Below are 26,162 nucleotides of genomic sequence, written 5' to 3' on the forward strand. Positions count from 1 at the left end.
CCGGAGCTACGAGTACATCGCCAACCAGATCGCAATATAGTGAGACACCGCAGCCAACACCGTGCACGCGTGGAAGAACTCGTGGTACCCGAACGTCTCCGGCCAATGATTCGGCCACTTCACCGCGTAAAAAACCGCCCCCACGGTGTAAAACAGCCCACCCACGCAAAGCAGCACCAAAGCCGCAACTCCGGCATGGCTCAGCAGCTCCGGCAGCACGAACACCGCGACCCACCCGAGCGCGATGTAGATCGGCACCCCGAGCCAGCGCGGTGCGTGCGGCCACAGCATCTTCATCGCCACACCCAGGATCGCGCCGCCCCAGACGATGCCCAGGACGATGTATCCCGTTGGCTTCGACATGGCCAGCAGGGTGAACGGCGTGTACGTGCCGGCGATGAAGAGGAAGATCATCGAGTGGTCGGCGCGCTTCATCCACTTGTACGCGCGCGGGCTCCACAGCCTGCGGTGATACAGCGCGCTCACGCCGAAAACGCCCAGCACGGTGAGGCCGTACACGGACGTCGCCAGTGCGGCGACCGGCGAGACCGTCGACGCGGCGAGGCTGATCAGCGTGGCGGCCGCGGCGACGGCGCCGAAGAACGACCAGAAGTGGATGTGGCCGCGCAGCCGAGGCCGGGTGTCCTCGGGCACGGGCGGGGGCTCGATCGTCACGCTCACCTCGCCAAGGCTACGGGACCGTAGGTTTTTCGCCAGCCCCCGTGGCGCGTCACACCCTTGCTCCAGGGGTGCGTACGCTCGGGCGACGTGAGCCTCCGGTCCTTCATGTCCGACGTTGTCTACAGCATCTACAGCCGCCGTCTGATCCAGCAGTCGGCAGGCCGTCATCCGCGGCATATCGCGATCATGCTCGACGGCAATCGCCGCTGGGCTCGCGAGGCCGGGTTCACCGACGTGGCCGACGGGCACCGCGCCGGGGCCAAGAAGATCGCCGACTTCCTCAGCTGGTGCCAGGAGGCCGAGGTCGAGGTCGTGACGATGTGGCTGCTCTCCACCGACAACCTCAACCGCGATCCGGACGAGCTCACGCCGCTGCTGAAAATCATCACCGACGTCACCGACGAGCTCGCCGGGGCCGAGGCGCCGTGGCGGCTGCGCATCGTCGGCGCGCTCGATCTGCTGCCGCTCGAGGTGGCGCAGAAGCTCACCGCCGCCGTGGCGCGGACCGAGAACCACTCGGGCATGGAGGTGAACATCGCGGTCGGCTACGGAGGGCGGCAGGAGATCGCCGACGCGGTCCGCAAGCTTCTCCTGCAGCACGCCGACGAGGGTACTTCGATTCGCGAACTCGCGAAAATCCTCGACGTCGACCACATCTCGGAACATCTGTACACGTCAGGCCAACCGGATCCGGATCTGATTATCCGAACATCCGGTGAACAGCGGCTTTCCGGATTTCTGCTCTGGCAGTCCGCGCATTCGGAATTCTGGTTCACCGAGGCTTACTGGCCGGCATTCCGGCGGGTCGACTTTCTCCGCGCGATGCGCGACTACGCCTGGCGGCACCGCCGGTTCGGGGCCTGACGCGGCGAACCGGCCCGGCGGACCCACCCAGCCGGGCCGGTCGACCCGGCCGCTAACGCCGCGAAGGCCCCGGAGCCGGGCTCCGGGGCCTTCGCGCAAGACGGCTCAGCCGTGGTGGTGCTCCATCGAGTGGGCCACCAGCGCCGGGGTCAGCGCGATGCCGGTGTAGGCACCCGCGACCAGCGAAGCGGCACCGTAGCCCAGCGCGCCGCCGCCCTCGATGAAGGTGGCGTAGGCGTCGCCGAACGTCGGGTCCGGAGCGCCCTGGGTGGCGGCCGGGGAGGCGAACGCCGTCCCGCCGATCATCATCAGGCCCGCGGCCGCACCGGCGACAATTCCAGCCTTCTTCAGCACTTCGCACACTCCTAGGTAGAGATACTGGGATTCGGGGCACCGGAGTGTTCCGGTGGTGTGTCCCGCAGTAAGGAAATTACCCCCGAATGGCCTCTAGCGAATGGTGCGTACGCCCATTGTGTGAGCGCTGGAAGGTCCAGTTCACTCGGTACGGTTCAGTGTCCAGGACGCGAAATGCATTCCGGTCTTCCCCGTGGTACAAGGCCCTTTACCTGGGAATTGCCTGCACTCGGTGATTAATTTTCCATGATCATCCATCTGTGCGACCCCCTGATCGCCGGACCCCGTGACGCTGAGTGAGCACTGTGGACACTCTGTTTCGGGCGACCGACGGTGGGATGACGAATCGGCGAATCACCTGTGTGGCTGCCTGCACGACGGGGCGGACGTAGGTACCTTCCGGAATAGAGAGTTCGCGTTCCGTGCGGATTCTCGCGGGAGGCCCTGGTCGTGGCGTTGATCGAGGGGGCGGCTCAGCCGCCCACGAGATGCACGAGGGGGCCGGCACCCGGCCCTCGTGGCCGTGCCGCCTGACGCAGCCAGCGTCAGGGAGTGCGGACCCAGCCAGGGAGGTGCCCGGCCCAGCGAGTGCGGGCGTGGGGTGCACACGCCCTCGAGGGAGATGCCGTCGTGACTGCGCAGCGTTCACCCCGCAAGGCCTCAGGCCGTTCTTCGACCGGTGCTCAAGCGCCGGAGAAAGCCTCGATCTCGCCCGAATCCCCACGCATCACTTATGTGCTCGACACGTCGGTGCTGCTCTCCGACCCGTGGGCGGTCACCCGGTTCGCCGAACACGCGGTGGTGCTCCCGCTGGTCGTCATCAGCGAACTGGAGGCCAAGCGCCACCACTCCGAACTCGGCTGGTTCGCCAGGGAATCCCTCCGGCTGCTGGACGACCTCCGGCTCAAGCACGGCAGGCTCGACGCCCCGATCCCGATCGGCGACCAGGGCGGCACCCTGCAGGTGGAGCTGAACCACACCGATCCGTCCGTCCTCCCGGTGGGCTTCCGCACCGATTCGAACGACCACCGCATCCTCGCGTGCGCGCTCAACCTCGCGACGGAGCAGCTGGCGGTCGTCCTGGTGACGAAGGACATCCCGCTGCGGGTCAAAGCGGGCGCGGTCGGGCTCACCGCGGACGAGTACCGGGCGCAGGAGGTCACGCCGTCGGGCTGGACGGGCATGGCGGACGTGGACGCGCCGCAGGAGCTGATCGACGCGCTCTTCTCGGGCGGTTCGGCGGATCCGGCGGAGTTCGGTCTCGGCGAGGTGGGCGAACTGCCGTGCCACACCGGGTTGCGGCTGCTCGCGGGCAGTTCGAGCGCGCTCGGCCGGGTCACGGCGGACAAGCGGGTGCGGCTGGTGCGCGGCGACCGCGAGGCGTTCGGCCTGCACGGCCGCTCGGCTGAGCAGCGCGTGGCGCTCGACCTGCTGCTGGACTCCGACGTCGGCATCGTCTCGCTCGGCGGGCGCGCGGGCACCGGCAAGTCGGCGCTGGCGCTGTGCGCGGGCCTGGAAGCGGTGATGGAACGCCAGCAGCACCGCAAGGTCGTGGTGTTCCGCCCGGTCTACGCGGTCGGCGGCCAGGATCTCGGCTACCTGCCCGGGTCCGAGAGCGAGAAAATGCAGCCGTGGGCGCAGGCGGTGTTCGACACGCTCGGCGCGCTGGTCAGCCAGGACGTGCTGGACGAGGTCTTCGACCGCGGCATGCTCGAGGTGCTGCCGCTGACGCACATCCGGGGTCGCTCGCTGCACGACACGTTCGTGATCGTGGACGAGGCGCAGTCGCTGGAGCGCAACGTGCTGCTGACCGTGCTGTCCCGGCTCGGTTCGGCGTCGCGGGTGGTGCTCACGCACGACGTCGCCCAGCGGGACAACCTGCGTGTCGGCAGGCACGACGGCGTCTCGGCGGTGATCGAGAAGCTGAAGGGGCACCCGCTGTTCGCGCACGTGACCCTGACCCGCTCGGAGCGCTCGCCGATCGCGGCGCTGGTGACGGAGATGCTGGAGGACCACGGCTGACCTAGGACCGGAAAAGGCCCCTCGAGGAACTTCCTCGAGGGGCCTTTCCAGGACTGCTTACCAGCCGGAAGGCAGCGGGCGACCCTCGGCGAAACCGGCTGCCGACTGCACGCCCAGCACCGCGCGCTCGTGGAACTCTTCGATCGTGCGCGCGCCCGCGTACGTGCAGGACGAGCGGACGCCCGAGCAGATCGAGTCGATCAGGTCTTCGACGCCGGGCCGGTTCGGGTCCAGCGCCATCCGCGACGTGGAGATGCCCTCCTCGAACAGCGCCTTGCGCGCGCGGTCGAAGACGTTGTCCGTGCGCGTCCGGGCCCCGACGGCGCGCTTCGACGCCATCCCGAACGACTCCTTGTACGGACGGCCCTGCTCGTCGTAGCGCAGGTCGCCGGGGGATTCGTGGGTTCCGGCGAACCACGAGCCGACCATCGCCGCCGACGCGCCCGCGGCCAGTGCCAGCGCGACGTCGCGCGGGTGTCGCACGCCGCCGTCGGCCCAGACGTGTTTGCCCAGCTCACGCGCGGCAGCGGCACATTCCGCGACCGCCGAGAACTGCGGGCGGCCGACGCCGGTCATCATCCGCGTGGTGCACATCGCGCCGGGGCCGACGCCGACCTTGATGACGTCCGCGCCCGCGTGGATGAGGTCGCGGGTGCCTTCGGCGGTGACGACGTTGCCCGCCACGACCGGCACCTTCGGCGACACCGAACGAACCGCCTTGAGCGCGGCGATCATCTTTTCCTGATGCCCGTGCGCCGTGTCGACGACCAGCGTGTCGACGCCCGCCGCCAGCACCGCTTCGGCCTTCGCCGCGACGTCGCCGTTCACACCGACCGCGGCGGCGACGCGCAGCTTCCCGTCAGCGTCGGCGGCCGGGGTGTAGATCTCCGAGCGCAGCGCGCCCACTGCGGTCAGGACACCGGCGAGGCGACCCTCGGCGTCGAGACCGAGAGCGAGCCGTCCGCCGTGGCTGTGCAGGAGTTCGAAAACCTCGCGCGGCGGCGTGTCCAGCGGCACGGCGACGACAGCGGGCTCGGCGACGTCGGCCAGCCGCGCGAAGCGGTCGACACCGGCGCAGGCGGCCTCGTCCACGACCCCGACCGGCTTGCCGTCCCCGTCGACGATGACGACCGCGCCGTGTGCTCGCTTGTGCACGAGGTTGAGGGCGTCGGCCACCGCGTCGCCGCCGGTGAGGACCAGCGGCGTGTCCCAGACGGCGTGTCGGGACTTCACCCAGGAGACGATTTCGGCCACCGCGGCCGTGTCGACGTCCTGCGGAAGCACGACGAGCCCGCCGCGGCGAGCGACGGTCTCGGCCATCCGCCGCCCGGCGACGGCCGTCATGTTGGCCACCACCAAGGGGATCGTCGCGCCAGTGCCGTCCACAGTGGACAAGTCGACGCCGAAGCGGGATTCCACGTCCGAACGGTTCGGCAGCAGGAACACGTCGTCGTAGGTCAGGTCGTGAGCGGGCACGTGCCCATCCAGAAAGCGCACGAGTCACCAGGCTACGTGGCTTGCGCGCGGGACGCTAACCCGGCGTGGCCCGTGGGACAATGGCCAGGTGGACAGCCGTGATCGCGACGACCAGGGGCGCGCCCGCAACGCCCGCCCTCGTGATGGCCTTGGCCGCCCGTTGCCCTACGGCTCCGACGGCGTGCCGCGCCAGCCGGAAGGCGTGCAGCGAACCCCGGAGGAGACCCTGGCGGAGGCGCAGGACCTGCTGGACGCCGGCCGCCCGTTCCACGCCCACGAGGTCTTCGAGGACGCGTGGAAGACGACGGACGGCCCGGAACGCGAACTGTGGCGCGGCCTGGCCCAGCTGGCGGTGGGGCTGACACACGCGTTGCGGGGGAACGGGAACGGGGCGGTAGCGTTGCTGGAGCGGGGTGCGGAGAGCATCGCGCCGTTCGCCGAGGTACCGCCGCACGGGATCGATGTGGCCGGGCTGCGGCGGTGGGCGCAAGCGCTTGCGGCGGAGGCTCGGGAGCGGGCTCGGGTGGAGCCGGAGGTTCCTCGGCTGGCTCCGTAGGCGGGTTGCTTCGGGGGCTGATCGGGCTGGTTTGCCTGCGCTGAGGGTTTCGCTGCGGTATCTGGGCGCTCGGATTGTGCGGCGGGCTTTGGTGCGGTTCCGCGCGACGGCAGGCCGGGCGGTCGCGCGGGCTTTGTCCGACTCAGCGCGGCTGCGGTCGAGGTCGAGCGAGTATGTCGTGCAGCGCGAGCGGTAACGCGCGCTTTGGTGCGGCGGTGTGGTTCGGCGCGGCTGCCGGCCGAGGTCGGGCGGCTACGTGGCGCGGCTCAAGCGGCGACGCGGGCTGATCCGGTAGCAGGCAGCGGCCGGTCGTGAGCTGGACGGTTCGGCGGGCGCGGTTCTGTGAGGCGGCACCGCGCGCAGATCCAGGGTAGACAGGCTGGCTGGGCGCAAACGCTTCCGCCAGCCGATCTCGTAACTCGCCGGGCAGGGCGACAGCCATGCCGCCCCGCCCGGCGAGACAGGGTGGTCAGGCGGCGGGCCAGTCGGCCGATCCCGCTTTTTCCTTGCCGATGGTCGTCGCTTCGCCGTGGCCGGTGCGGACGATCGTCGCGTCGGGGAGGGGGAAGAGGCGGTCTCGGATGGACTTCACGATGGTCGGGTAGTCGGAGTACGAGCGGCCGGTCGCGCCGGGGCCGCCGTTGAACAGGGTGTCTCCGGTGAAGAGGACTTCCAGGTCGGGGCTGTGCAGGCAGATCGCGCCGGGGGCGTGGCCGGGCGTGTGCAGCACGGTGAGGTCGGTGCCCGCGACGGTGATGACCTGTCCGTCGGCCAGGTCGCCGTCCGGGGCGCGGTCCGGGTGGGTCAGGTCCCAGACGACGCGGTCGGCCGGGTGCAGCAGGATCGGGGCGCCGGTGCGGTCGGCCAGCGCGGGGGCGGCGTTGACGTGGTCGTTGTGCGCGTGGGTGCAGACAATCGCGCGGACTGTGCGTTCTCCGACTACGTCCGCGATGGAGTCCGCGTCGTGCGCGGCGTCGATCACGATCACCTCGGAGCCGTCGCCGACTATCCAGACGTTGTTGTCCACGTCCCAGCTGCCGCCGTCGAGCTCGAACACGCCCGACGTGACCAGGTTCTGCACTATGGCCGTCATGCCGCAGACCCTAGTGGCCCGCGAGGCATACCGCCGGTACCTACTTTCGAGTATCCTTACTCGCGGTAAGTTAGCCGCGACGACGGGACTGCTCATGACCGACCCCCGGGATCTGCTCGCCGAACCGCTCAAACTGCACTGCGGGGCCGTGCTGCCGCATCGGATCGCGAAGTCCGCGCTCAGCGAGCAGCTCGGCGACCGTCGCAACGCGCCTTCGGCCGAGCTCGCGCAGCTGTACCGGACCTGGGCGCGCGGGGGCGCGGGTCTGCTGGTGACCGGCAATGTGATGGTCGATCCCACCGCGCTCGGCGAACCGCGCAACGTCGCGGTGCCCGCCGAACCCGACCCGGCGGCGTACCGGTCGTGGGCGCGGGCCGTCGACGGCACGGACGCGCAATTGTGGGTGCAGCTCAACCATCCCGGACGGCAGAGCCCGCGGTATTTGTCTCGCCAGCCGGTCGCGCCGTCGGCGGTGCCGTTCGGTGGCCGAGGCGTGCGGACGGCGTTCGCCGCGCCGCGGGCGTTGACCGGGGACGAGATCGAAGCGGTGGTGGCGAGGTTCGCGGTGTCGGCGCGGACGTTCGTCGACGCCGGGTTCGCCGGGATCCAGATTCACGGCGCGCACGGGTACCTGATTTCGCAGTTCCTGTCGCCGTTGGTGAACCGTCGCGACGACGAATGGGGGCGCGACCGCAGCCGGTTCCTGCTTGAGGTGGTGCGTGCGGTCCGGGACGCGGTGGGGGATCGCGTGCCGGTTTCGGTGAAGCTCAACAGCGCCGACTTCCAGCGCGGCGGCTTCGACGAGGACGAGTCGTTGCAGGTGGTCCGGGCGCTGGGCGAGGCCGGGATCGATCTGTTGGAGATTTCCGGCGGCACCTACGAGCGGGCCGTGATGATGGGGTCCGGCCGGGCGAGCACGCAGCGGCGGGAAGCATATTTCCTGGACTACGCGGCGAAAGCCCGCCAGATCAGCGACGTCGCGCTGATGGTCACCGGCGGGTTCACCACGGCGGCGGGCATGGCGGAGGCGCTGGAATCCGGTGCGCTGGACGTGATCGGGATCGGTCGTCCGTTCACTGTGGACCCCGGCTTGCCGGGCCGGTTGCTCGCGGGCGAGGACGTGCGGGCCGAACGCCGTTGCCCGCGCACGGGAATCCGGCTCGCCGACAGCCTGCTCGAGATCCAGTGGCACACCCAGCAGATGCACCGCGTCGCCGCGGGCAAGCCGGTGGACCTGAAGCGCGGCGCGTTGCGAGCGTTCGCCCAGGCCGGGCTCAGCGATCCGCTGAACGCGTTTCGGCGGGTCCGCGCCTGAGCCGCGGGTCGGCGGCCCGGGCACCGCTGGCGAGTGCGATGAAGAAGACGCCGATGAGCAGGCAGTTCAGCGCGACCTGCCCGTAGCCGAGGTTGTCGGCGTTGACGAACGGGTACGGGTAGTAGCCGTCGATCGCACCGCGGACGAGCGTGAAAGCCAGCCACACCAAGGGATAGGCGAGCGACCACCAGACGGTGCGCCATGTCAGCACCCGCGGAGCGAAGAGCAGCCAGCCGAGCACGCACAGCACCGGGCTGACGCGGTGCAGCAGGATGTCCGCGGCGAGGCCGAGCCCGTGCAGCTGGTACAGCCCGGCGAGCGCGACCTGGTAGACGACCCCGGTCACCACGATCCCGACCAGCGCGTCGAGCCACAGCACGCGCATCAGCGGCGAGGTGCCGCGTCCGCGGGCGAAAGCCGCGCTGGTGACGAGGACGAGGACGTTCGAGATGATCGTGAAATAGGTGAACAGGTTCGCGACTCGTCCGCCGAAGCTGACGTACCGTCCCTGCGGCGGCACCAGCGCGACGATCTGGATCACGAGCGCGGCCACCACGACCACCGCGGTCACCCCGAACCACAGCCGGGCCAACGCTTTCGACGACATACCGCTGACACTACGGCTCCGGAGCGGGTCCGCCCGGCCCGACCCGACCATGTTCGGTCGAGCCGGGGCCGGGCGAACCTGCCCGGATGCCCGCCCGCGGCGCGGGGACTACCGCATCACCGCACCGCCTTCACCAAAGCGGGCACGAAGACCGACGCGTCGATCGTGCCCCAGCCGCTCGCGATGTCGTAGCCCGGACCGGCCTTGAAGCCTTCGACGTCCCACTGGCTGTTGTCGCCCTTGGTGACGTCGACGATCCCGGCCGCGGTGCCCTTCGGACCCAGCTTCGAGTACAGCGCCGGGTTGATCTGGCCCAGCCGCCCGTGGTTGGCCTGCACCGCCAACGCCAGCACGCCGGCGAACAGCGGCGCCGACTGCGACGTGCCCTGGACGCCTTCCATGCTGATGTCCGGGTACGACCGCATCGTGCTGCCGGTGATCTTCTTGACGCGGTTCTGCCAGGACGGCCGCGCGTACGCCTTCGACAGGCCCGCGCCCTCGCTGAACCCGTTGTCCGCGGCGTTGACCAGGTCGTCGGGCTGGGTGCGGACGCCGTTCGCGTCGAGGTGCAGCTGGGTGCCGCCGAGCGCGGTGACGTTCGGGTCGCTGGCGGGCCAGCTCGCCACGCGGTACGGATACCGGCCGGGGCCTTGCAGGTACGCCCCGGTCGGGCCGTCGTCGCCCGACGACGCCACCAGCGTGACGCCCGCCTTGCTCGCCCGCTCCAGCGCCGGGTCGAGGGTCTTGATCGACTCGAACGACGGGAAGTTCTCCTCGGTGGTGCCGAAGCTCATCGAAACCACGTCGGCGATGCGGTGCTCGGTCATGTAGTCGACCGCGTGCATCATTTCCGGCAGGCCGGCGAAGCCCTGCGTCTCGGCGACCGGGGTGGCGGCGACGACGATCTTCGCGCCCGGAGCCATCGCGTGCATCATCGTGACGTCCAGATCGGTTTCGCCGCCCCACGACTGGCAGGTGGCGGTGTCCACCCCGGGATCGGTGCACGCGGGCACCGCACCGGACGGCTGCAGCACCTCGACGTTCGCCGGCGGCAGACCGTGCTGCCGGGAGTACTCGTCCAGCACCTGCTTGACCTTGTCGTCGCCGAACGACACGAGCGTGGCCACGGTGGACCCGGCGCCGGTGATGCCCTGGTTCCACAGCTTCGTGGCGTTGTACGCGCCGCTTTCCTTCGGCAGCTTGGCCATCGCCGCGTTGAGCCGTGCCACCCGCTCGCGCACCGTGGTCGCGCCGACGAACGACTGCGCGGCAGCCGAGAAGTGGTGTCGCGGCGGCTGCTGCGGCGGCGCCGGCGCGGCACTGGCCGGTGCCGCCACCACGGTGGCGGCGAGCGCCACGCCCGCCAGCAGGGTCATCGGCCGCCCGAGTCCCCGGACGGCTGATTTCACCCGGAACGTCATGCTTTTCTCCTATCGACGCAGGCCAGTGCTCCCACTCTCGGGTACGCGGCCACGCGTGCGACATCGACTTTCGTCGGGCGTTTTCCTGAGCACAGCGGGGAAAACTGCCCGATGTCCGTAATGTGCCCACTCATCCGGAGGGCGGGCGCGGCGATCATCATCCGGATGCCTCCTCAGAGCCGGACTGCTCCGCCTGGCTGGCGTCCGTCGCCGGACGGCTACCGCGCAGCAGCCCGCGGACGGTGTCGATGGTGTCGGCCTCGCCGGGATCCTTGTCCGGCCGGTACCGCACCACCCGCGCGAACCGCAGCGCCAGCCCGCCCGGATACCGCGTGCTGACCTGCGCCCCGTCCAGTTCGATCTCGACCACCGTCTCCGGCCGCACGTGGACGGTCCACCGGTCGCGGTGCGTTTCGATCTCCTGGAACCGCTCGGTCTGCCAGGCCAGCAGCTCGTCGGTGAGGCCCTTGAACGTCTTGCCCACCATGATCGGCGGCCCGCCGTCCGGATCGCGCGCGCCGAGGTGCAGGTTCGACAGTTTCCCGGTGCGCCGCCCGTGGCCCCATTCCGCCGCCAGCACCACCAGGTCGATGGTGTGCACCGGTTTCACTTTCAGCCACGCGCGCCCGCGCCGTCCGGCCGCGTAGATCGAGTCGAGGTCCTTCACCATCACGCCCTCGTGCCCGGCGTCCATCGCCGCGTCGAGCACCGCCGCCGGCGATTCCGGCCGGACCGAGCCCGGGATCACGTGCTCGCCCGCCACCCGGCGCAGTGCCTCGTTTCGTTCGGACAACGGCGCGTCGAGCAGATCGACCCCGTCCAGATGCAGGCAGTCGAAGAAGTACGGCCGCAGCAGCAACGCCCGCACCTGTTCGTCGCGCGTGCTGCCGAACCGGCTCATCGTTTCCTGGAACGGCCGCGGCCGCCCGTCGTCGGTGAGCGCGAGGGTCTCGCCGTCCAGCACCACCGATTCGCACGGCAGCGCCCGCACCAGCTCGACCAACTCGGCGACGCTGCCGGTGATTTCCCGCAGCGTACGCGTGTACACGTGCACTTCCGCGCCGCGCCGGTGCACCTGGATCCGCGCACCGTCCATTTTGTACTCGACGATCGCGTTCCCGTGCTCCGTCACGGCTTCCTCCAGCGATTCCGCCGGCGACGCGAGCATCGGCCGCACCGGACGGCCCAGCTCCAGCCCGAATTCCGCGAGCGCCGCCGCGCCCCCGGTGAGCGCCGCCTGTCCGGTGACCGGCAGCCGCCCGGACAGCATGAACGCACGCCGCACCTGGTCGACTTCGACCTCGGCCGCCGCCGCGACCGCGTCGACCATCACGCCTTCCAGCGCGCCCTGTCGCAGTTCCCCGGTGACGAGCCGGAACACGAACTCCTGCTCGGCCCTGGTCAGCCGGGAGAACAGCGCGGCGAGCACCTCCGCCCGGCGCTTCACCGAACCCGCGCCCGCCGCGGCCGCGACCTCGGTGAGCGCGACGTCGACCTCCGCCACCGAGACGGCAGGCGCGGCCGCGGGTTCGACGGCGAGGTCGGCGAGCGTGCGCCAGCCTGCGCCGAGCCGGTCCTGTGCGGTCTGCCCGGTGAGATACGCGATCACCGCGGGCAGTTCGCCGGGTTCGGCCGCGCGCAGCACGGCGGCCAGCACGGCGATCTTCGTTTTCCGTGACCGCGTGGCCGCCAGTTCGGCGGAGGCGGTGACGAGGTCGGTGAACAACACCCGGCCATCATCGCCCCCGCCACCGACAAAAACTCCCGCTCCAGCCTCGACTGGGTGAAAAAGAGCTGGTCAGGCATCCGGACGAGTGCAGTACTGGTCCAGCAGCCCCTGTTTTGTCACGCACGGCGTGTACCCTGCGTCCTGCAGTTCCGCCCGCGCCGTGCTGCTGCGCAGGTAGTCGAGGAACTGCTTCAGCAGCGAATCGTTCTCCGGCACGCCCTTGGTGTAGAGGTACTCCACCGTCCAGAAGCGATAGCCGGCGTCGATGCTGGTCACGTCGGGGTAGCGGTCGTCGAGTTTCGCCATCGCGACGCGGCCGCCCGCCGCGGCGATCTTGGCCGCGGGCACGTCCGCGTAGCCGATGGCACCGGGGGTGTCGCCGACCGCGCGCAGCAGTTCGTCGGTCTTGCCGCGTTCGCAGCGCACCACGGTGGCGTGCGGGTCGCGGGTCGGGGTCCGGCAGTCGTCCGAGGACAGTCCCGGCTCTGCGGCACCCAGCACTTTCTGCTCGAAAGTCTTGCGCGTACCCGATTCCTGCCCGCGTCCGACAACCCGGATCGGGATCGACGGACCCTCGCGCAGTTGCGCCCAGTTGGTGTACTTCCCGCTGAAGATGCCGCGCACCTGCTCATTGCTCAGCCGGTCGACGCCGACGGCGCTGTTCACCACCAGGCTGTACACGAGCACTGCGACCGGTTGTGTAACCAGATCCGGCCCGGCGTCGGAAGCCTTGCCGTCGGAAAGCACTGCCATGCTGTCCTTTTGTTCCGCGGGCAACGGTCCCAGTTCGCGCACCGCGGACACGCTTCCGTCCGCTTGCGTCGTGATCGTCGCGCCAGGACACAGCTTCTGGTACTCGGTCGCGACGCTGTTCATGATGGGCGCGAACGCGCTGGATCCGTGCACCGCGAGGGATCCGTTGCCGCAGCCGGGTTCGGACCCACGCGACACGGCGACGAGGAGCATGCTCAGCAACGCCCCGGTCAGCAGCACCCCGATCGCTCCCGTGACCACCGGCCACGACAGCCAGCGCTGTTTGCGTTCGTCTTTGATCCGCCCGCCGCTGAGCCTTCCGGTGACGTCCAGTTCCTTGGACAACGGCCCGCCGCGCCAGTCGTCCGGCTCGCGCAGCACGACGACGAGTTTGAACTTTTCCCGCCGCTTCAAGGAAAGTTGTTCGAGACGGACACCGTGCCATTGCGGTGCCGCCGCTGCCGGTGCGTCGGCTTGCCGCAGCAGCGCGGTCAGCCGCTGCGGCAGCAACGCTCGCACGCCGGACAGTCGCGCGGTTCCGTTTTCCGGCGTAGGCTGATCATGAGTGAAGAATTCAAGCCCGTTCCGTACCACCTCACGCAACCCGTCTTTGGCATCGGATACGCGCGCGTCCCACACCACCCGCCTGCCGAAGGTGAACTGCAGTGGGTGTTCCCAGTCGTCCGGAGCGATGTCGAAGCTGCCGGTGTTGCGGATGCGGATCACGACCACGCTGAGCGGTTCCAGCAGCTGCACGGTGCGCACAAGTTCCGGATCCGCTTGCACCACACCGTTGTCCGAGTCGCTGAGCGTCACCGGGTTGAGGCCGATCTTGGAGTTGTAGAGCTCCCGGTAGATCACGCGCCTGCGGCGGATCACGTAGCGGTCGATGACCGGAGCGAGGATGGTCGCGCCCGCGACGACGGCGATGGGCACGATGCCGCGGCTGGACGTGAGCACGTCGGCGAGTGTTCGCACTATTTCCCCGAAGCCCACGGTCGCCTCCCCCTTGCCTGCTCCCGAGAAGGTCAACCCTAAGCGTCAGCAACGGGACCCCTCCCCGGTGCACCAGGTGTTCACCAGCGGTTCAACCGGCCGACGCGATCCGCTCGACGGCGGCGCGGAGCCGGTCCGGCGGGAGCGCGGCGTACCCGAGCACGAGGCCCGGATATCCGGCTGAGGTATGGGAATAAGTCGACAAAGCCGGGGCGTGCACGCCTGCCGCGGCGAGTTTTTCCTGCAGCCGCACGTCATCGGTACCGTCGGGCAGCCGGACGACGAGGTGCAGTCCGGCGGCGATTCCGACCGGCTGCCACTGCGGAAGGCGCTGGGTCAGGGCTTCGATCAGCGCGTCGCGACGAACGCGGTACAGCCGTCGAGTGCGGCGCAGATGCCGGTCGTAACCGCCGGTGGCGATCAGATGCGCGAGCGCGGCTTGCGGGAGCGGCGGGCAGCCGAGGTCGTGCATTTCCTTGACCCGCGCCACGGCGTCGCGCAGCCGTCGCGGCGGAATGAGCCAGCCGATCCGCAACGCTGGCGCAAGAACTTTGCTGACGCTGCCGATGTACGCGACGTGATCCGGTGCGAGCGCGCGCATCGCGCCCAGCGCGGGACGGTCGTAGCGATGTTCGGCGTCGTAGTCGTCCTCGAGGATGAGCCCGCCGGTTTCCGCTGCCCAGGCAAGCAGTTGCCGACGGCGTTCCGGATGCAACGCGACGCCGAGCGGGAACTGGTGTGCGGCGGTGAGCAACACGACGGAGCAGTCTGAAGTGGACAGTGCGTCGACGTCGATGCCCTTGTCGTCGACCGGGATTCCGACCGGGGCCAGCCCGTGGTCGCGCAGGAGATTCGCTTGGCCGTGGTGGCTCGGGTCTTCGACGGCGATGCGCTGGTCTGGCAAGGCGTCGGCCAGCAACGACAACGCTTCCGCGGCTCCGCTGGTGATCACGATGTCGTCCGGGTTCGTCGGCAGCGCCCGGACGCGGCCGAGGTAGGCGGCCAGTTCCGCGCGCAACGCGGGGTGTCCGGTTGGATCGGGGTAGCCGAGACCGAGATCTGGCGTCGCGTTCAGGGCTTCTCGTTCGGCGGCAAGCCATTCTGCCCGCGGGAACGCCGACAACGCGGGCAGTCCCGGACGCAGGTCGAACTCCCAGGTCTGCGTTTTCGCTGCGCTGACCCGAGGATTCGGCGCGGGATCGTCGATCGGCGCGACGCGAGTGCCTGACCCGTGCTTGCTCAGCAGGTAACCCTCGGCGGTGAGCTGCTCGTACAACGCGGTGACGGTGCCGCGCGCGACCCCGAGCTGGCGCGCGAGATCGCGGCTCGACGGCAGCCGGGTGCCGACCGCCAGCCGCCCGGTGCGGATCGCGTCGCGCAGCGCGGCCTCGACGGCGCGGCCCCGGCGTCCGCCGGTGGCGGCGGGCAGGAGCAACTCCCGGATGGTCTCCACGGCCACGACAGTACGGCCAAGTGGTCCAGTTAGGCCAGTGTTGAGTGGTCCTTCTGAATAGACCACTCTCCGCTGAAGACTGAGCGGCGTGAAACGGTCGATGGTGCTTTCAGGGGTGGCCGGCGCGGTGCTGGTCGGCGGATCGGTGCCGGTCACCGGCATGCTGGACGGGTATCCGGTGATCACCGGGCAGGCGTTGCGGTACGCGCTGGGCGGGCTTCTGCTGCTGGGCTGGGCGAAGGTCACGCGCAGTCCGCTGCCGCGGCCGAAACTGGGCGATCTGCCGACTCTGCTCGGCCTCGCCGCGACCGGGATGATCGGGTTCCAGGCCTGTCTGCTGCTGGCGCAGCGCTACGCGGAACCCAGTGCGGTGGCGGCGTTTCTCGGGGCCAGCCCGCTCGTGCTCGCGTTGATCGCGCCGATGCTGGACGGTCGCCGTCCGTCCGCCGCGCCGGTCGTCGGGTCGGTACTGGCCGGGCTCGGCATCGTGGTGCTGTCCGGCGGCGGATCCGCTTCCGCGCCAGGGCTGTTGCTGGCTGCGCTGGCGATGTTGTGCGAAGCGTCGTTCACCCTGCTCGCGGTGGGATTGCTGCGTCGGCTCGGGCCGTTGGCGACCTCGACGTGGGGCTGTTTCACCGCTGCGGCAAGCGGTTCCGTGGTGGGGACGGTGGTCGATCCGGCTGGAGCCTGGCGGTGGCCGAACGCGCGTGAACTCGTCGCGTTGCTGTTGCTGGCCGTCGTGGTGACGGCGGTGGCTTTCGTGCTCTGGTACAGCTGCGTCGTCGAGTTGGGGGCGGACCGGGCGGGCGTGCTGATCGGGCTGATGCCGGTGTCCGGGCTGGCCGTGGCGGTGTTGATCGGGGCGCAACAGTTCGAACTCAAGGACCTGGCCGGGGTCATCCTGGTCGCTGCGGGAGTCGCATGTGGACTGTGGAAACGCGAAGCGGCTCGCCCGGAATTGTCCGAGCGAGCCGCTACGATCGGCTAACCTCTACTTGCCGCCACGCGCCATCCGCAGCACATCGAGTGCCTCGTCCAGCTGTGCCTCGGTGAGCTTGCCGTCGCGGACGTACCCGCGCTCCAGCACGACCTCGCGGATCGTCTTGAGTTCCTTGAGCGCCTGCTTCGCCACCGCGGCCGCTTCCTCGTAGCCGATGTACTTGTTGAGCGGCGTGACGATCGACGGCGACCCCTCGGCGTACTGCCGCGCGCGCTCGACGTTCGCGGTGACCCCGGCGAACACCTTGTCCGCCAGCAGCCGCGAGACGGCCGCGAGCAGCCGCGCCGATTCGAGCACGTTGCGCGCGATGACCGGCAGGTTCACGTTGAGCTGGAAGTTGCCCGCCGCGCCAGCGAACGCGACCGCCGCGTCGTTGCCGACGACCTGCGCGACGACCTGCAGCGTCGCTTCCGGGATGACCGGGTTGACCTTGCCCGGCATGATCGACGAACCCGGCTGCAGGTCCGGCAACGCCAGCTCGGCCAAGCCGGTGCGCGGGCCGGAACCCAGCCAGCGCAGGTCGTTCGCGATCTTGTTCAGCGACACCGCGACCGTGCGCAGGTGCCCGGAAGTCTCGACCACGCTGTCCTGCGTCGCCTGCGCCTCGAAGTGGTTGCGTGCCTCGGTGAGCGGCAACCCGGTGATCTGCGCCAGTTCGGCCGACACCGCCGCGCCGAAACCATCGGGCGCGTTCAGGCCGGAGCCGACCGCGGTGCCGCCGATCGGCAGTTCGCCCAGCCGCGGCAGACCGGACTGCAGGCGCTCGATGCCGAACCGGATCTGCGCGGCCCACGCGCCCGCCTCCTGGCCGAGCGTGATCGGCACGGCGTCCATCAGGTGCGTGCGGCCGGACTTCACGACGTCCTGCCACTCCTCGGCGCGCGCCTCGATCGCGCCGGCGAGGTGCTCCAATGCCGGGACGACGTCGGTGAGGACGGCCTCGGTGGCGGCGACGTGGATCGTCGTCGGGAAGGTGTCATTGGACGACTGCGACGCGTTGACGTGGTCGTTCGGGTGCACGTCGCGGCCGAGCGCGCGAGTGGCCAGCGTCGCGATGACCTCGTTCGCGTTCATGTTGGACGACGTGCCCGAGCCGGTCTGGAAGACATCGATCGGGAAATGCTCGTCGTGGCGGCCCTCGGCGACCTCGTCGGCGGCCTTCGCGATCGCGTCGGCGACGTCGGCGTCCAGGACGCCGAGGCGCGCGTTCACGCGGGCGGCGGCGGCCTTCAACAGGCCCAGCGCGCGGATCTGGGCGCGCTCGAGACCGCGGCCGGAGATGGGGAAGTTCTCGACGGCACGCTGCGTCTGCGCGCGGTAGAGCGCGTCGACCGGGACGCGGACCTCACCCATCGTGTCGTGTTCGATCCGGTATTCCTGTTCAGCCATACCCCCGATTCTGGCCCCGTTTCGCGCAACCGGCCGGGTGTTGTCGCCCACCCCGGTACGCTCGGTTGTGTTCTCGATCACCGCCACCCACCACTGGCATGGAGCGAGCCTCATGGATTACGACCTCGTCGTCATCGGAGCCGGACCCACCGGCCTCTTCGCCGCCTACTACGCGGGATTCCGCGGCCTGTCGATGGCCGTCGTCGATTCGCTGCCCGAACCGGGCGGGCAGGTCACCGCGATGTATCCGGAGAAGATGATCTACGACGTCGGCGGGTTCCCCGCGATCCGCGGCCGTGATCTCGTGCAGGGCCTGGTGGACCAGGCCGCGCCGTGGAAGCCGGATTACCTGCTCGGCCGCAAGGCGGAGAAGCTGGAGAGCGTCGACGGCGGTCTCGAACTGACTCTCGACGGCGGCGACGTGCTGCGCGCGGGCGCGGTCCTGATCACGGCGGGCATCGGCGAGTTCACGCCCCGTCCGCTGCCCGCCGGAGACGGCTGGCTCGGCCGCGGAATGGTCCACTTCGTCCCATCGCTGGCAGCTCACGCGGGCCAGCACGTCGTCGTGGTCGGCGGCGGGGATTCGGCGTTCGACTGGTGCCTGGCGCTGCATCCGGTCGCGGCGAGCGTGACGCTCGTGCACCGTCGCGCGAAGTTCCGGGCCGCGGAGTCGATCGTGCGGCAGGTGCAGGAGCTGGGCGTGCGGCTGGTCACGGACGCCGAGGTGGCCCGATTTGTCGAAGCTCCGGACGGTTCGCTGACGGCGGTCGACGTGACGGTGAAGGGCGGCGCGGACGAGCAGCTGCGCGCGGACGCGGTGGTTGCGGCGTTGGGCTTTACCGCGGATTTGGGGCCGATCGAAAGCTGGGGCTTGGAAATCGATCACCGCGCGATTTCGGTGGGTTCGACGATGGCGACGGCCCGGCCGCGCGTTTACGCCGCTGGGGACGTGGCGGCGTATCCGGGGAAGGTGAAGTTGATCGCGACCGGGTTCGGCGAGGCGGCGACGGCGGTGAACAACATCGCGGTGGCGTTGAATCCCGAGGCGCATTTGTTCCCGGGGCATTCGAGCAACGTCGAGTGACTCAGCCGGTTTTCTCCGCGATCCACGGCTGATACGCCACCGCCGAGGTCGCGATCGACGGTGCCGATCCGCACGTCGACGAGCGGTTTCCCGGGCGGCTGACCATCCCGGCCAGCGTCCACCGGTCGCTGTCGCGGATCAGTTCCGGGCCGCCGGAATCGCCGTAGCACGAGCCGGATCCGCCGGGGCTTTCCGTGCACAGCTCGGAGGTTCCGTCGAACGCCGCCGTGCATTTCGCGCCCTCCACCAGGTGCGTGTCCAGCTGGCGCAGCGTCTTCGACACCGGGCCGCAATTCGGCGTCGCGCACGTCTGGCCCCAGCCGATCACCCGGACCGCCGTGCCTGGCGACGCCGAACCGCCGATCGCGATCGGCGCTGCCTTCACCGGGGCGGTCAGCCTGATCAAGCCGACGTCGCCGGTTTGCGTTTCGGCGTTGAAATGCGGGTGCAGCACGAATTCCGCCGCTTTCGGAGTTTCCCCGCCCTCGTCCGCGTCGTTGCTGCCGACGCGCAATCCGATCGTCGCCGGGTCTTTCGCGGACAGGCAGTGCGCCGCGGTGACCACCCAGGTCGGCGTGATCAGCGCGCCGCCGCAGAACAGCGCGCCGCCCGAGGTGTGCAGGGACACCGCGAACGGGTAAGGCTGGTCCGCGTCGGTCCCGCCGACGATCGAGGGCCCGGCGAAAGCGCTGCCCGCGCTGAGCACGACTCCGGTGAGGACAGTCAGCACCAGCGCGAACAGCCGTTTCGACACCGGGAAACTCCTTGGCAGATCAGGGAAGCGGAGGCACCGCGCCCTCGTCGAGTTCGAGGTTGCCGTCGAAGTTGACGGACGAGTACGCCCGCAGCTTCTCGAGCCGGTGGTAGCCGTCGATCATTCTGACCGTCCCGGACTTGGACCGCATGACGATCGACTGCGTCGTCGCGCCGCCCGCCCGGTAGTGGACGCCGCGCAGCAGGTCGCCGTCGGTGACGCCGGTCGCGCAGAAGAACACGTTGTCGCCGGTGACCAGGTCGTCGTTGAGCAGGATCCGGTCAAGGTCGTGACCGGCGGCGAGCGCCTTCTCGCGCTCCGCTTCGTCCTTCGGCCACAGCCGGCCCTGCAGTTCGCCGCCGAGGCACTTCATCGCGCACGCGGCGATGATGCCCTCGGGCGTGCCGCCGATGCCGAGCAGCATGTCGACGCCGGTGGTCGGCCGGGCCGCGGCGATCGCGCCCGCGACGTCGCCGTCCGAGATGAACCGGATCCGGGCACCCGCCTCGCGGACCTCTTTGACCAGCTGTTCGTGCCGCGGCCGGTCGAGGATGCAGACCGTCACGTCGCTGACGCTGGAGTTCTTCGCCTTCGCCACGCGCCGGATGTTCTCCGCGACCGGGGCGGAAATGTCCACCTTGCCCGCCGCGTCCGGGCCGACGGCCAGCTTCTCCATGTAGAACACCGCGGACGGGTCGAACATCGCACCGCGCTCGGCGACGGCGAGCACGGCCAGCGCGTTCGGCATGCCCTTCGCCATGAGCGTGGTGCCGTCGACCGGGTCGACCGCGACGTCGCAGTCCGGGCCGTCGCCGTTGCCGACCTCTTCGCCGTTGAACAGCATCGGCGCTTCGTCCTTCTCGCCCTCGCCGATGACGACGACGCCGCGCATCGAGACGGTGGAGACGAGCTGGCGCATCGCGTCGACGGCAGCCCCGTCGCCGCCGATCTTGTCGCCTCGGCCGACCCAGCGGCCGGCCGCCATCGCGGCTGCCTCGGTCACCCGCACCAGTTCCATGGCGAGGTTGCGATCAGGCGCTTCGCGTCGGCTGCGGTCACTGGCGGTGGTCATGGTGGCCTCCCGGAACACGGTTCGTCAGCGGGTGCCCAGTCTGTCAGATCCCTAGACCACCTGACCGATTCAGCAACGCATGGTGCACGTCACTCTGTGTCGTCGTCGGTCTCCACCGAGGCCAGCGCGGCCTCGATCCGCTCGCGGGCGCCTTCCAGATGCCGTTCGCACACCTTGGCGAGCCGCTCGCCCTTCTCCCACAGCTCGAGCGACTGCTCCAGTGACAGCCCGCCTGCCTCGAGTTCCTTCACCACTTCGACGAGCTGATCGCGGGCCTGCTCGTAACCGAGTCCGGCGGTGTCTGCTTCGCTCACGTTCTCCGACCTTGTGGTGCACGGGGCTGTCGGCGCAGACTACCGCGCTCGGCCGACATTCCCGGGGAACCGGGTCCGGCCCGATGCGGGCCCGCGACCACCGCGCTCGCCATCGCGTGGTCGTATCCGACGAAGGCCAGCGCGAACTCCTGCCCGTCACCGTCCGCGATGGCGTCCTCGAGGTTCTCCTGCGCACTCGCCACGCGTCGCCGATGGCCGGTCCCTTCGGCGAACCACCACCGGACGCCGACGTGCTCGGACGTCGCCTCGGACAGCCGCCTGAGCTGCGGGGCCAGCCCGCGCCGGGCCGCGGTGCCGCAGCCGGCGAGCAGGGCGGTCCAGCATTCGTCGGCGGCCCGGTCGGTGACCAGGGCCTGGCGCAGCAGGAGACCGGCGTCGAGCCGGGCGGCGGCGTCCACCGTGAGCGGGAGGAACGCCGGGGCCCGGTGCATCACGGCCGGTCTCCTTCCGGTGCGGGTGTCGTCGGCTCGACGGACTCGGCCACCGCGTGGACCGCCCCGTCGGCGACCCGTACGCGCAGCTGCGCTCCGTCCTCGATCTGGGAGACGGAGCGGAGCACGTGGAGGTTGCCTGCGGAATCCGTGAACTGGACGACGGCGTACCCGCGCTCCATCGTGGCCGCCGGGCCGAGCGCGGCCAGCTTGCCCCGCGCGTTCGCGACTTCCGCCTGGTCCTTGGCGAGCAGGCTGAGCATCGCGCGCCTGCCGCGTTCGCGGTGCATCTCGAGGTCGCTGAGGCGGCGTTCGATCGGGCCCAGCGGGTCGGCCAGCGACGGACGGCTGCGCAACTGGGTCAGCAGCCGCGTCTCCCGGTCGACCCAGCCGTGCAGCGCACGCCGGCCGCGGTCGCGCATCTGCCGGACCCGCGCGGTTTCCTCGCGGACGTCCGGCACGATGCGCTTGCTCGCGTCGGTCGGAGTGGAACAGCGCAGGTCGGCGACATAGTCGAGCAGGGGAGTGTCGGGCTCGTGCCCGATCGCGCTGACGATCGGCGTGCCCGCGGCCGCGACCGCCCGGCACAGCGCCTCGTCGGAGAACGGCAGCAGATCCTCGACGCTGCCGCCGCCGCGGGCGATGACGATCACGTCGACGTCCGGGTCTTTGTCCAATATGGACAGTGCGCGGAGGATCTGCGGCACCGCCTGCGAACCCTGCACGGCGGTGTTCAGCACCTTGAACAACACGTGCGGCCAGCGTGCCTGCGCGTTCGCCAGCACGTCCCGCTCAGCGGCCGACGCGCGTCCGGTGATCAGCCCGATTCCCTTGGGCAGAAAGGGAATCGGGCGCTTCCGTTCGCGGGCGAACATGCCCTCGGCGGCCAGCAGCTTGCGCAGCCGTTCGATCCGCGCGAGCAGTTCGCCGATGCCGACCGCGCGGATCTGGTCCGCGCGCAGGCTCAGCGTGCCGCGTCCGAAAAAGAACGACGGCTTGGCGTGGATGACCACGCGGTCGCCTTCGCGCAGCGGCGTCGGCAGCTCGCGCACCAGCCACATCGGACAGGTGACGGACATCGAGACGTCCGCGGACGGGTCGCGCAGGGTCAGGAACGCGGTCTGCGTGCCGGGCCGCGCGTTCATCTGCGTGACCTGGCCTTCGACCCAGACGTCGCCGAGCCGGTGGACCCAGTCGCCGATCTTGCGCGCGACAGTGCGGACCGGCCACGGATTCTCCGCGCTGGTGGCGGGGTCGTTGCTCACTGGCCTTCCGCGGGGTCGCCCGGCTGTTCCTCGGCCTTGCGTGCGTTGCCGATCCGCCGCGCGAGCATGCCGACGAACGACGCCCGGTCGGCGTGGGACTTCTCGTACTCCAGCAGTTCTTCCAGCTGGGGCACGGTCAACCGGCGCAGCCGAGCGCGCAGCTGCGGCAGGGTCAGCTCGTCGTAATTGCCCAGCCCGGCCGGGCCGGAGGAGCTGTCGTTCTCGCCCTCGGAGTGTTCCTCGGCGAGCGCGCGGGTCTCCTCGACCCACGGATCGTCGATGGTTTCCGCGGCGAGATCCGGCGGCTGCGCGCGATGGCCGTTGGTGCGCGGCTCGGGCAGGTCGTCGACCGGCACGAGCGTGGGCCGGGACGGGGCGAACTCAGGCTCGGCGTCCTCGTCGAACGTGGCCCAGCTGGGCGTGTCCTCGACCGGACGCAGCATCGACAGCGCGTCGTCGCCCTTGATGGCCAGCTCGGTGACCTGCTGCTGGACGCGCATGGACAGCTGCAGCACCTGGCTCACGACGGTGACCGGCAGGCCGGTGAGCTGCTTCGGGAGCTCACGAACCCGCTCGGCGGTGGTGACGGCGAGGCCCGCGGCGACCCGGAGGGGGAGCGGGAGTGGCTTCATGGGTCCAGCGTGCCGCATCAGGGCTGTTCTGCCCAACCGAACGGGTGGCCAGGGGCACCGGACGTGACGCCCGGCACAGCCTGAACGGCCGCCGCCATCATCCGAACGAGGACTTCAACCCCGGATCGGCACTGCCCGTACCCTGGAGGCATGACTTCTGCGAGTCCCGGAACCGAACCCGCCGGTACCCCGACGATCTCCCGGTCCGGCGCCGCCAAACGCGTGCTGCTCGCGAAGCCGCGCGGGTACTGCGCCGGCGTTGACCGCGCGGTCGTCGCCGTCGAGAAGGCGCTCGAGCTGTACGGGCCGCCGGTGTACGTGCGCAAGGAAATCGTGCACAACCGGCACGTCGTCGAAACCCTGCGCGAACGCGGCGTGATTTTCGTCGACGAGACGTCCGAGGTGCCCGAGGGCGCGCTCGTGGTGTTCTCCGCGCACGGCGTCTCGCCCGCGGTGCACGCCGAGGCCGAGGAACGGAACCTGCGCACCATCGACGCGACCTGCCCGCTGGTCACCAAGGTGCACAAAGAGGTCAACCGCTTCGCCAAGGACGACTACGACATCCTTCTCATCGGCCACGAGGGCCACGAGGAGGTCGAAGGCACGGCTGGCGAGGCACCGGACAAGGTGCAGTTGGTCGACAAGCCCGAGGACGTCGACAAGGTCGACGTGCGCGACCCGTCGAAGGTGATCTGGCTGTCGCAGACCACCCTGTCGGTGGACGAGACGATGGAACGCGTCGACCAGCTCCGCGACCGCTTCCCGACCTTGGCCGACCCGCCCAGCGACGACATCTGTTACGCCACGACCAACCGCCAGGTCGCGGTCAAGGCAATGGCCCCGGAATGCGACCTGGTGCTGGTCGTGGGCTCGAAGAACTCCTCCAACTCGAAGCGGCTGGTCGAGGTCGCTTTGAAGGCTGGCGCGTCGGCCTCGCACTTGATCGACTTCGCTTCGGAGGTCGACGAGGCGTGGCTCGAGGGCGTCTCGACGGTCGGGGTCACGTCTGGGGCTTCGGTGCCGGACGTGCTGGTGATGGACCTGCTGAAGTGGCTGGCCGAGCGCGGGTACGGGCAGGTGGACGAGGTGACTACGGCGAACGAGAAGATCGCTTTTGCGTTGCCTAAGGAGCTTCGGAAGGCTGTTAAGTCGGAGTCCTGAGGTTTTCGTTCGGTGCTGCGGCAGCCGGAGCGTTTGGCGCGCCGCTGAAGCTTTCGCCGCGGAGTCGTGCGAGCCGCTCCGGTCGATTTGGCCGCTGAGCCGTGCAGTAGTTCGTGCTGAGTCACGACCCGGACGAGAGAATTCCTTTAGTCGCAACGAAAAGGCCGCCGATCCCGGTGTGGGGATCGGCGGCCTTTCTCGTTTGCCTTGTGCTGCCAGCTTGCGACGTGAGTTGGGCGCCCAGCCTTCGGCGGATGGTCCGGTTCCTGCGTGGCTTGCGCGCCCGGTCGGCCGTCGTCGGGTGGTCCAGCTCCGGCCTGACTTGCGTGCTCGGTCAGGTTTGTCGAGTGGTCTGGTTTCGACCTGCCCTGCGCGCCCGGTCAATCCTCGTTGGGTGGCCCGGCTCCGGCGTGACTTGCGTGCCCGGTTTGCTCTCGTCGGGTGGTCCAGCTCCGGCGTGACTTGCGTGCTCAGCCAGCTTTCGTAGGGTCGCCCAGTTTCGGCGTGACTTGCATGCTCGGTCAGCCTTCGTCGGTTCGCCCGGTTCCAGCGTGGCCTGCGCGCTCGGTCAGCCCTCGTCTTCCCAAGGACGTTGACGGCGCGGCGGTTCCCGGCGAGGCGGACGCGGACGTCCGGGCGGTGGCTCGTCCCCGCGCGGCCGACGACGCGGCGGCGGAGCGTCACCCCGCGGATCACGACGGCGCGGATCGCCCTCCGGCGGCCGGGGCCGACGCCCTTCCGGCGGCGGCTTGCGACTACCGCGCGGAGCGTTCGGGTCCATCGGCTCACGACGCGGTCGGGCACCCGGCTCGCCAGGCGGACGCGGCCGTCGCGGCGGGGGAGCGTCGAGATCCCGCGGCGGACGGCGACGGTTGCCCGGAGGCGGCGTCTGACCGGACTGCCCCGCGCGACCGGCAGGCGGCCGCGAGCGCGGACGGTTGGCGGCTTTGTCGTCGTCCTCGTCCCGACCGCGCGGGACTTTGCCGTCCTTGATCTTGACCGGTGCGTCCGGGTCGCGTTCGCGGTAGATGCGGAAGAAGCCGAACAGCAGCGTGACACCGGTGGTGACCGCCATCGTCGGGAAGCCCTTGATCAGCGGCGTCCCGATGTTGAGCAGCTTCGACAGGGTGTCGCTGGCTTCCGGACCCCCGCCGGTCAGCAGCACCACACCCGGCACGGTGACGGCGAGCACCAGCGGTGGCTGCACCATCGGACCGAACAGTCCGCGTCTTTGCACCGCGCCGACCGCGATCACGGCCCCGAGGAAGTAGCCCGCCTTGAAAACAAAACCGAGGCTGCCGGTGGACTTCTCGTCGATGATGGCGCCGAGCACTGCCAAGCCGAAGCCCACGAGCACAGCCGCCCACCAGGGCAGGCCGCGCCTCGTGCCGACGACGAGACGCTCGTCCCACGGCACGGGGGCGTCATCGGCATCGGGATCGCTCTGGCGATCGCGTATCGCGGTCACGAGGCACACCGTAGCCCGTACTTGTCACGATCTTGTTGGCACTGCCGAGGACAGCACGAAGCAGCCACTCGACCGCATGACATTTCGTACGGTCGAGCGGTACCCGCGGTACGGCCTTCCCGCACCGCTCCGCCGAACGAGGAACCAGTGGACCAGACCTCTGACCAGCGGTGATACCGACGGTATGGTCCGGCTGCCCGTTTCCCGGCCCTGCGCTGACCCCAGGCTATGCCACCAGCCGACGACCGCGA

Annotated in this window: 24 protein-coding genes; 7 read left to right on the forward strand and 17 right to left on the reverse strand. The window is 69.9% G+C overall.

Annotation, left to right across the window (positions count from 1 at the left end):
* Positions 1-6 precede the first annotated feature (6 nt).
* Positions 7-681, reverse strand: coding sequence for a PAQR family membrane homeostasis protein TrhA (trhA, locus tag WA670_RS08240; RefSeq protein WP_199817900.1), 675 nt, complete (start codon positions 679-681; stop codon positions 7-9).
* A gap of 105 nt (positions 682-786) precedes the next feature.
* On the opposite strand from trhA, the gene WA670_RS08245 reads away from it, so the two are divergent.
* Positions 787-1,545: an isoprenyl transferase gene (locus WA670_RS08245; RefSeq protein ID WP_037816707.1), complete on the forward strand. Its 759-nt coding sequence runs from the start codon at positions 787-789 to the stop codon at positions 1,543-1,545.
* A 105-nt stretch (positions 1,546-1,650) separates the two neighbouring features.
* On the opposite strand, the gene WA670_RS08250 is transcribed toward WA670_RS08245, so the two are convergent.
* Positions 1,651-1,899: a hypothetical protein gene (locus tag WA670_RS08250; protein ID WP_037367894.1), complete on the reverse strand. Its 249-nt coding sequence runs from the start codon at positions 1,897-1,899 to the stop codon at positions 1,651-1,653.
* 735 nt (positions 1,900-2,634) lie between these two features.
* Between WA670_RS08250 and WA670_RS08255 the strand changes: the two genes are divergently transcribed.
* Positions 2,635-3,921: a PhoH family protein gene (locus WA670_RS08255; RefSeq protein WP_336157677.1), complete on the forward strand. Its 1,287-nt coding sequence runs from the start codon at positions 2,635-2,637 to the stop codon at positions 3,919-3,921.
* A gap of 57 nt (positions 3,922-3,978) precedes the next feature.
* On the opposite strand, the gene WA670_RS08260 is transcribed toward WA670_RS08255, so the two are convergent.
* On the reverse strand, positions 3,979-5,418 hold the full coding sequence (locus WA670_RS08260; protein WP_037816703.1) for a GuaB1 family IMP dehydrogenase-related protein: 1,440 nt from the start codon (positions 5,416-5,418) through the stop codon (positions 3,979-3,981).
* Positions 5,419-5,485: 67 nt separating this feature from the next.
* Between WA670_RS08260 and WA670_RS08265 the strand changes: the two genes are divergently transcribed.
* The gene (locus tag WA670_RS08265) at positions 5,486-5,953 is read left to right on the forward strand and encodes a DUF309 domain-containing protein (protein ID WP_037816701.1); all 468 of its coding nucleotides are present in this window, start codon (positions 5,486-5,488) and stop codon (positions 5,951-5,953) included.
* Positions 5,954-6,422: 469 nt separating this feature from the next.
* Here the strand turns inward: WA670_RS08265 and WA670_RS08270 are convergent, their stop codons facing one another.
* On the reverse strand, positions 6,423-7,046 hold the full coding sequence (locus WA670_RS08270; RefSeq protein WP_037816697.1) for an MBL fold metallo-hydrolase: 624 nt from the start codon (positions 7,044-7,046) through the stop codon (positions 6,423-6,425).
* A gap of 94 nt (positions 7,047-7,140) precedes the next feature.
* Here WA670_RS08270 and WA670_RS08275 point away from each other — a divergent pair, with 94 nt between their 5' ends.
* Positions 7,141-8,361, forward strand: coding sequence for an NADH:flavin oxidoreductase/NADH oxidase family protein (locus WA670_RS08275; RefSeq protein ID WP_037816694.1), 1,221 nt, complete (start codon positions 7,141-7,143; stop codon positions 8,359-8,361).
* Here the strand turns inward: WA670_RS08275 and WA670_RS08280 are convergent.
* From WA670_RS08280 to pdxR, 5 genes are all read right to left on the reverse strand, one after another.
* On the reverse strand, positions 8,321-8,968 hold the full coding sequence (locus WA670_RS08280) for a Pr6Pr family membrane protein (protein ID WP_037816692.1): 648 nt from the start codon (positions 8,966-8,968) through the stop codon (positions 8,321-8,323). The genes WA670_RS08275 and WA670_RS08280 overlap by 41 nt on opposite strands.
* 116 nt (positions 8,969-9,084) lie before the next feature.
* Positions 9,085-10,389 carry a S53 family peptidase gene (locus tag WA670_RS08285; protein ID WP_238604301.1) on the reverse strand — a complete coding sequence of 435 codons (1,305 nt, stop codon included), beginning with the start codon at positions 10,387-10,389 and terminating at the stop codon, positions 9,085-9,087.
* Positions 10,390-10,546: 157 nt separating this feature from the next.
* Positions 10,547-12,118: an ATP-dependent DNA ligase gene (locus WA670_RS08290; RefSeq protein ID WP_051729222.1), complete on the reverse strand. Its 1,572-nt coding sequence runs from the start codon at positions 12,116-12,118 to the stop codon at positions 10,547-10,549.
* Between the two features lie 69 nt (positions 12,119-12,187).
* On the reverse strand, positions 12,188-13,831 hold the full coding sequence (locus WA670_RS08295) for a PstS family phosphate ABC transporter substrate-binding protein (protein WP_336157294.1): 1,644 nt from the start codon (positions 13,829-13,831) through the stop codon (positions 12,188-12,190).
* Between the two features lie 127 nt (positions 13,832-13,958).
* The gene (gene pdxR, locus WA670_RS08300; protein ID WP_078870613.1) at positions 13,959-15,320 is read right to left on the reverse strand and encodes a MocR-like pyridoxine biosynthesis transcription factor PdxR; all 1,362 of its coding nucleotides are present in this window, start codon (positions 15,318-15,320) and stop codon (positions 13,959-13,961) included.
* An 88-nt stretch (positions 15,321-15,408) separates the two neighbouring features.
* Here pdxR and WA670_RS08305 point away from each other — a divergent pair, with 88 nt between their 5' ends.
* Positions 15,409-16,308, forward strand: coding sequence for a DMT family transporter (locus WA670_RS08305; protein WP_199817898.1), 900 nt, complete (start codon positions 15,409-15,411; stop codon positions 16,306-16,308).
* A 3-nt stretch (positions 16,309-16,311) separates the two neighbouring features.
* Here the strand turns inward: WA670_RS08305 and WA670_RS08310 are convergent, their stop codons facing one another.
* On the reverse strand, positions 16,312-17,709 hold the full coding sequence (locus tag WA670_RS08310; protein ID WP_037816685.1) for a class II fumarate hydratase: 1,398 nt from the start codon (positions 17,707-17,709) through the stop codon (positions 16,312-16,314).
* Positions 17,710-17,821: 112 nt separating this feature from the next.
* On the opposite strand from WA670_RS08310, the gene WA670_RS08315 reads away from it, so the two are divergent.
* A complete protein-coding gene (locus WA670_RS08315) occupies positions 17,822-18,793 on the forward strand; it encodes an NAD(P)/FAD-dependent oxidoreductase (RefSeq protein WP_336157297.1) in 972 nt (323 codons plus the stop codon).
* Position 18,794: 1 nt separating this feature from the next.
* Here the strand turns inward: WA670_RS08315 and WA670_RS08320 are convergent, their stop codons facing one another.
* The 6 genes from WA670_RS08320 to WA670_RS08345 all read right to left on the reverse strand — a co-directional run bounded on the left by WA670_RS08320 (position 18,795) and on the right by WA670_RS08345 (position 23,282).
* Positions 18,795-19,547 carry a S1 family peptidase gene (locus WA670_RS08320; RefSeq protein WP_336157298.1) on the reverse strand — a complete coding sequence of 251 codons (753 nt, stop codon included), beginning with the start codon at positions 19,545-19,547 and terminating at the stop codon, positions 18,795-18,797.
* Positions 19,548-19,566: 19 nt separating this feature from the next.
* Positions 19,567-20,619, reverse strand: coding sequence for a class II fructose-bisphosphatase (glpX, locus tag WA670_RS08325; protein WP_238604307.1), 1,053 nt, complete (start codon positions 20,617-20,619; stop codon positions 19,567-19,569).
* Between the two features lie 89 nt (positions 20,620-20,708).
* Positions 20,709-20,933 (reverse strand): exodeoxyribonuclease VII small subunit, encoded by a 225-nt coding sequence (locus WA670_RS08330; RefSeq protein WP_037367840.1) that lies wholly within the window; start codon positions 20,931-20,933, stop codon positions 20,709-20,711.
* Positions 20,930-21,385: a hypothetical protein gene (locus tag WA670_RS08335; RefSeq protein ID WP_037816682.1), complete on the reverse strand. Its 456-nt coding sequence runs from the start codon at positions 21,383-21,385 to the stop codon at positions 20,930-20,932. The genes WA670_RS08330 and WA670_RS08335 overlap by 4 nt, the downstream gene beginning before the upstream one ends.
* The gene (gene xseA / locus WA670_RS08340) at positions 21,385-22,650 is read right to left on the reverse strand and encodes an exodeoxyribonuclease VII large subunit (RefSeq protein WP_134667033.1); all 1,266 of its coding nucleotides are present in this window, start codon (positions 22,648-22,650) and stop codon (positions 21,385-21,387) included. Before xseA ends, WA670_RS08335 begins: the two co-directional genes overlap by 1 nt.
* Positions 22,647-23,282: a lipid droplet-associated protein gene (locus WA670_RS08345; RefSeq protein WP_037816679.1), complete on the reverse strand. Its 636-nt coding sequence runs from the start codon at positions 23,280-23,282 to the stop codon at positions 22,647-22,649. The genes xseA and WA670_RS08345 overlap by 4 nt, the downstream gene beginning before the upstream one ends.
* Positions 23,283-23,432: 150 nt before the next feature.
* Between WA670_RS08345 and WA670_RS08350 the strand changes: the two genes are divergently transcribed.
* The gene (locus WA670_RS08350; protein ID WP_043828136.1) at positions 23,433-24,443 is read left to right on the forward strand and encodes a 4-hydroxy-3-methylbut-2-enyl diphosphate reductase; all 1,011 of its coding nucleotides are present in this window, start codon (positions 23,433-23,435) and stop codon (positions 24,441-24,443) included.
* A 568-nt stretch (positions 24,444-25,011) separates the two neighbouring features.
* Here the strand turns inward: WA670_RS08350 and WA670_RS08355 are convergent.
* Positions 25,012-25,911 (reverse strand): DUF6542 domain-containing protein, encoded by a 900-nt coding sequence (locus tag WA670_RS08355; protein WP_275292795.1) that lies wholly within the window; start codon positions 25,909-25,911, stop codon positions 25,012-25,014.
* Between the last annotated feature and the right edge of the window lie 251 nt (positions 25,912-26,162).

Source organism: Amycolatopsis sp. VC5-11 (assembly GCF_037034185.1).
In the GTDB taxonomy this organism is placed as follows: domain Bacteria; phylum Actinomycetota; class Actinomycetes; order Mycobacteriales; family Pseudonocardiaceae; genus Amycolatopsis; species Amycolatopsis nivea.

What these genes read in the sequence shown, in the direction of transcription:
- WA670_RS08315 (WP_336157297.1), top strand. Translation starts at nt 17,822, where the DNA reads ATGGATTACGACCTCGTCGTCATCGGAGCCGGACCCACCGGCCTCTTC.
- WA670_RS08270 (WP_037816697.1), bottom strand. Translation starts at nt 7,046, where the DNA reads ATGACGGCCATAGTGCAGAACCTGGTCACGTCGGGCGTGTTCGAGCTC.
- WA670_RS08245 (WP_037816707.1), top strand. Translation starts at nt 787, where the DNA reads ATGTCCGACGTTGTCTACAGCATCTACAGCCGCCGTCTGATCCAGCAG.
- WA670_RS08335 (WP_037816682.1), bottom strand. Translation starts at nt 21,385, where the DNA reads ATGCACCGGGCCCCGGCGTTCCTCCCGCTCACGGTGGACGCCGCCGCC.
- WA670_RS08280 (WP_037816692.1), bottom strand. Translation starts at nt 8,968, where the DNA reads ATGTCGTCGAAAGCGTTGGCCCGGCTGTGGTTCGGGGTGACCGCGGTG.
- WA670_RS08310 (WP_037816685.1), bottom strand. Translation starts at nt 17,709, where the DNA reads ATGGCTGAACAGGAATACCGGATCGAACACGACACGATGGGTGAGGTC.
- WA670_RS08275 (WP_037816694.1), top strand. Translation starts at nt 7,141, where the DNA reads ATGACCGACCCCCGGGATCTGCTCGCCGAACCGCTCAAACTGCACTGC.
- glpX (WP_238604307.1), bottom strand. Translation starts at nt 20,619, where the DNA reads ATGACCACCGCCAGTGACCGCAGCCGACGCGAAGCGCCTGATCGCAAC.
- WA670_RS08345 (WP_037816679.1), bottom strand. Translation starts at nt 23,282, where the DNA reads ATGAAGCCACTCCCGCTCCCCCTCCGGGTCGCCGCGGGCCTCGCCGTC.
- WA670_RS08350 (WP_043828136.1), top strand. Translation starts at nt 23,433, where the DNA reads ATGACTTCTGCGAGTCCCGGAACCGAACCCGCCGGTACCCCGACGATC.
- WA670_RS08285 (WP_238604301.1), bottom strand. Translation starts at nt 10,389, where the DNA reads ATGACGTTCCGGGTGAAATCAGCCGTCCGGGGACTCGGGCGGCCGATG.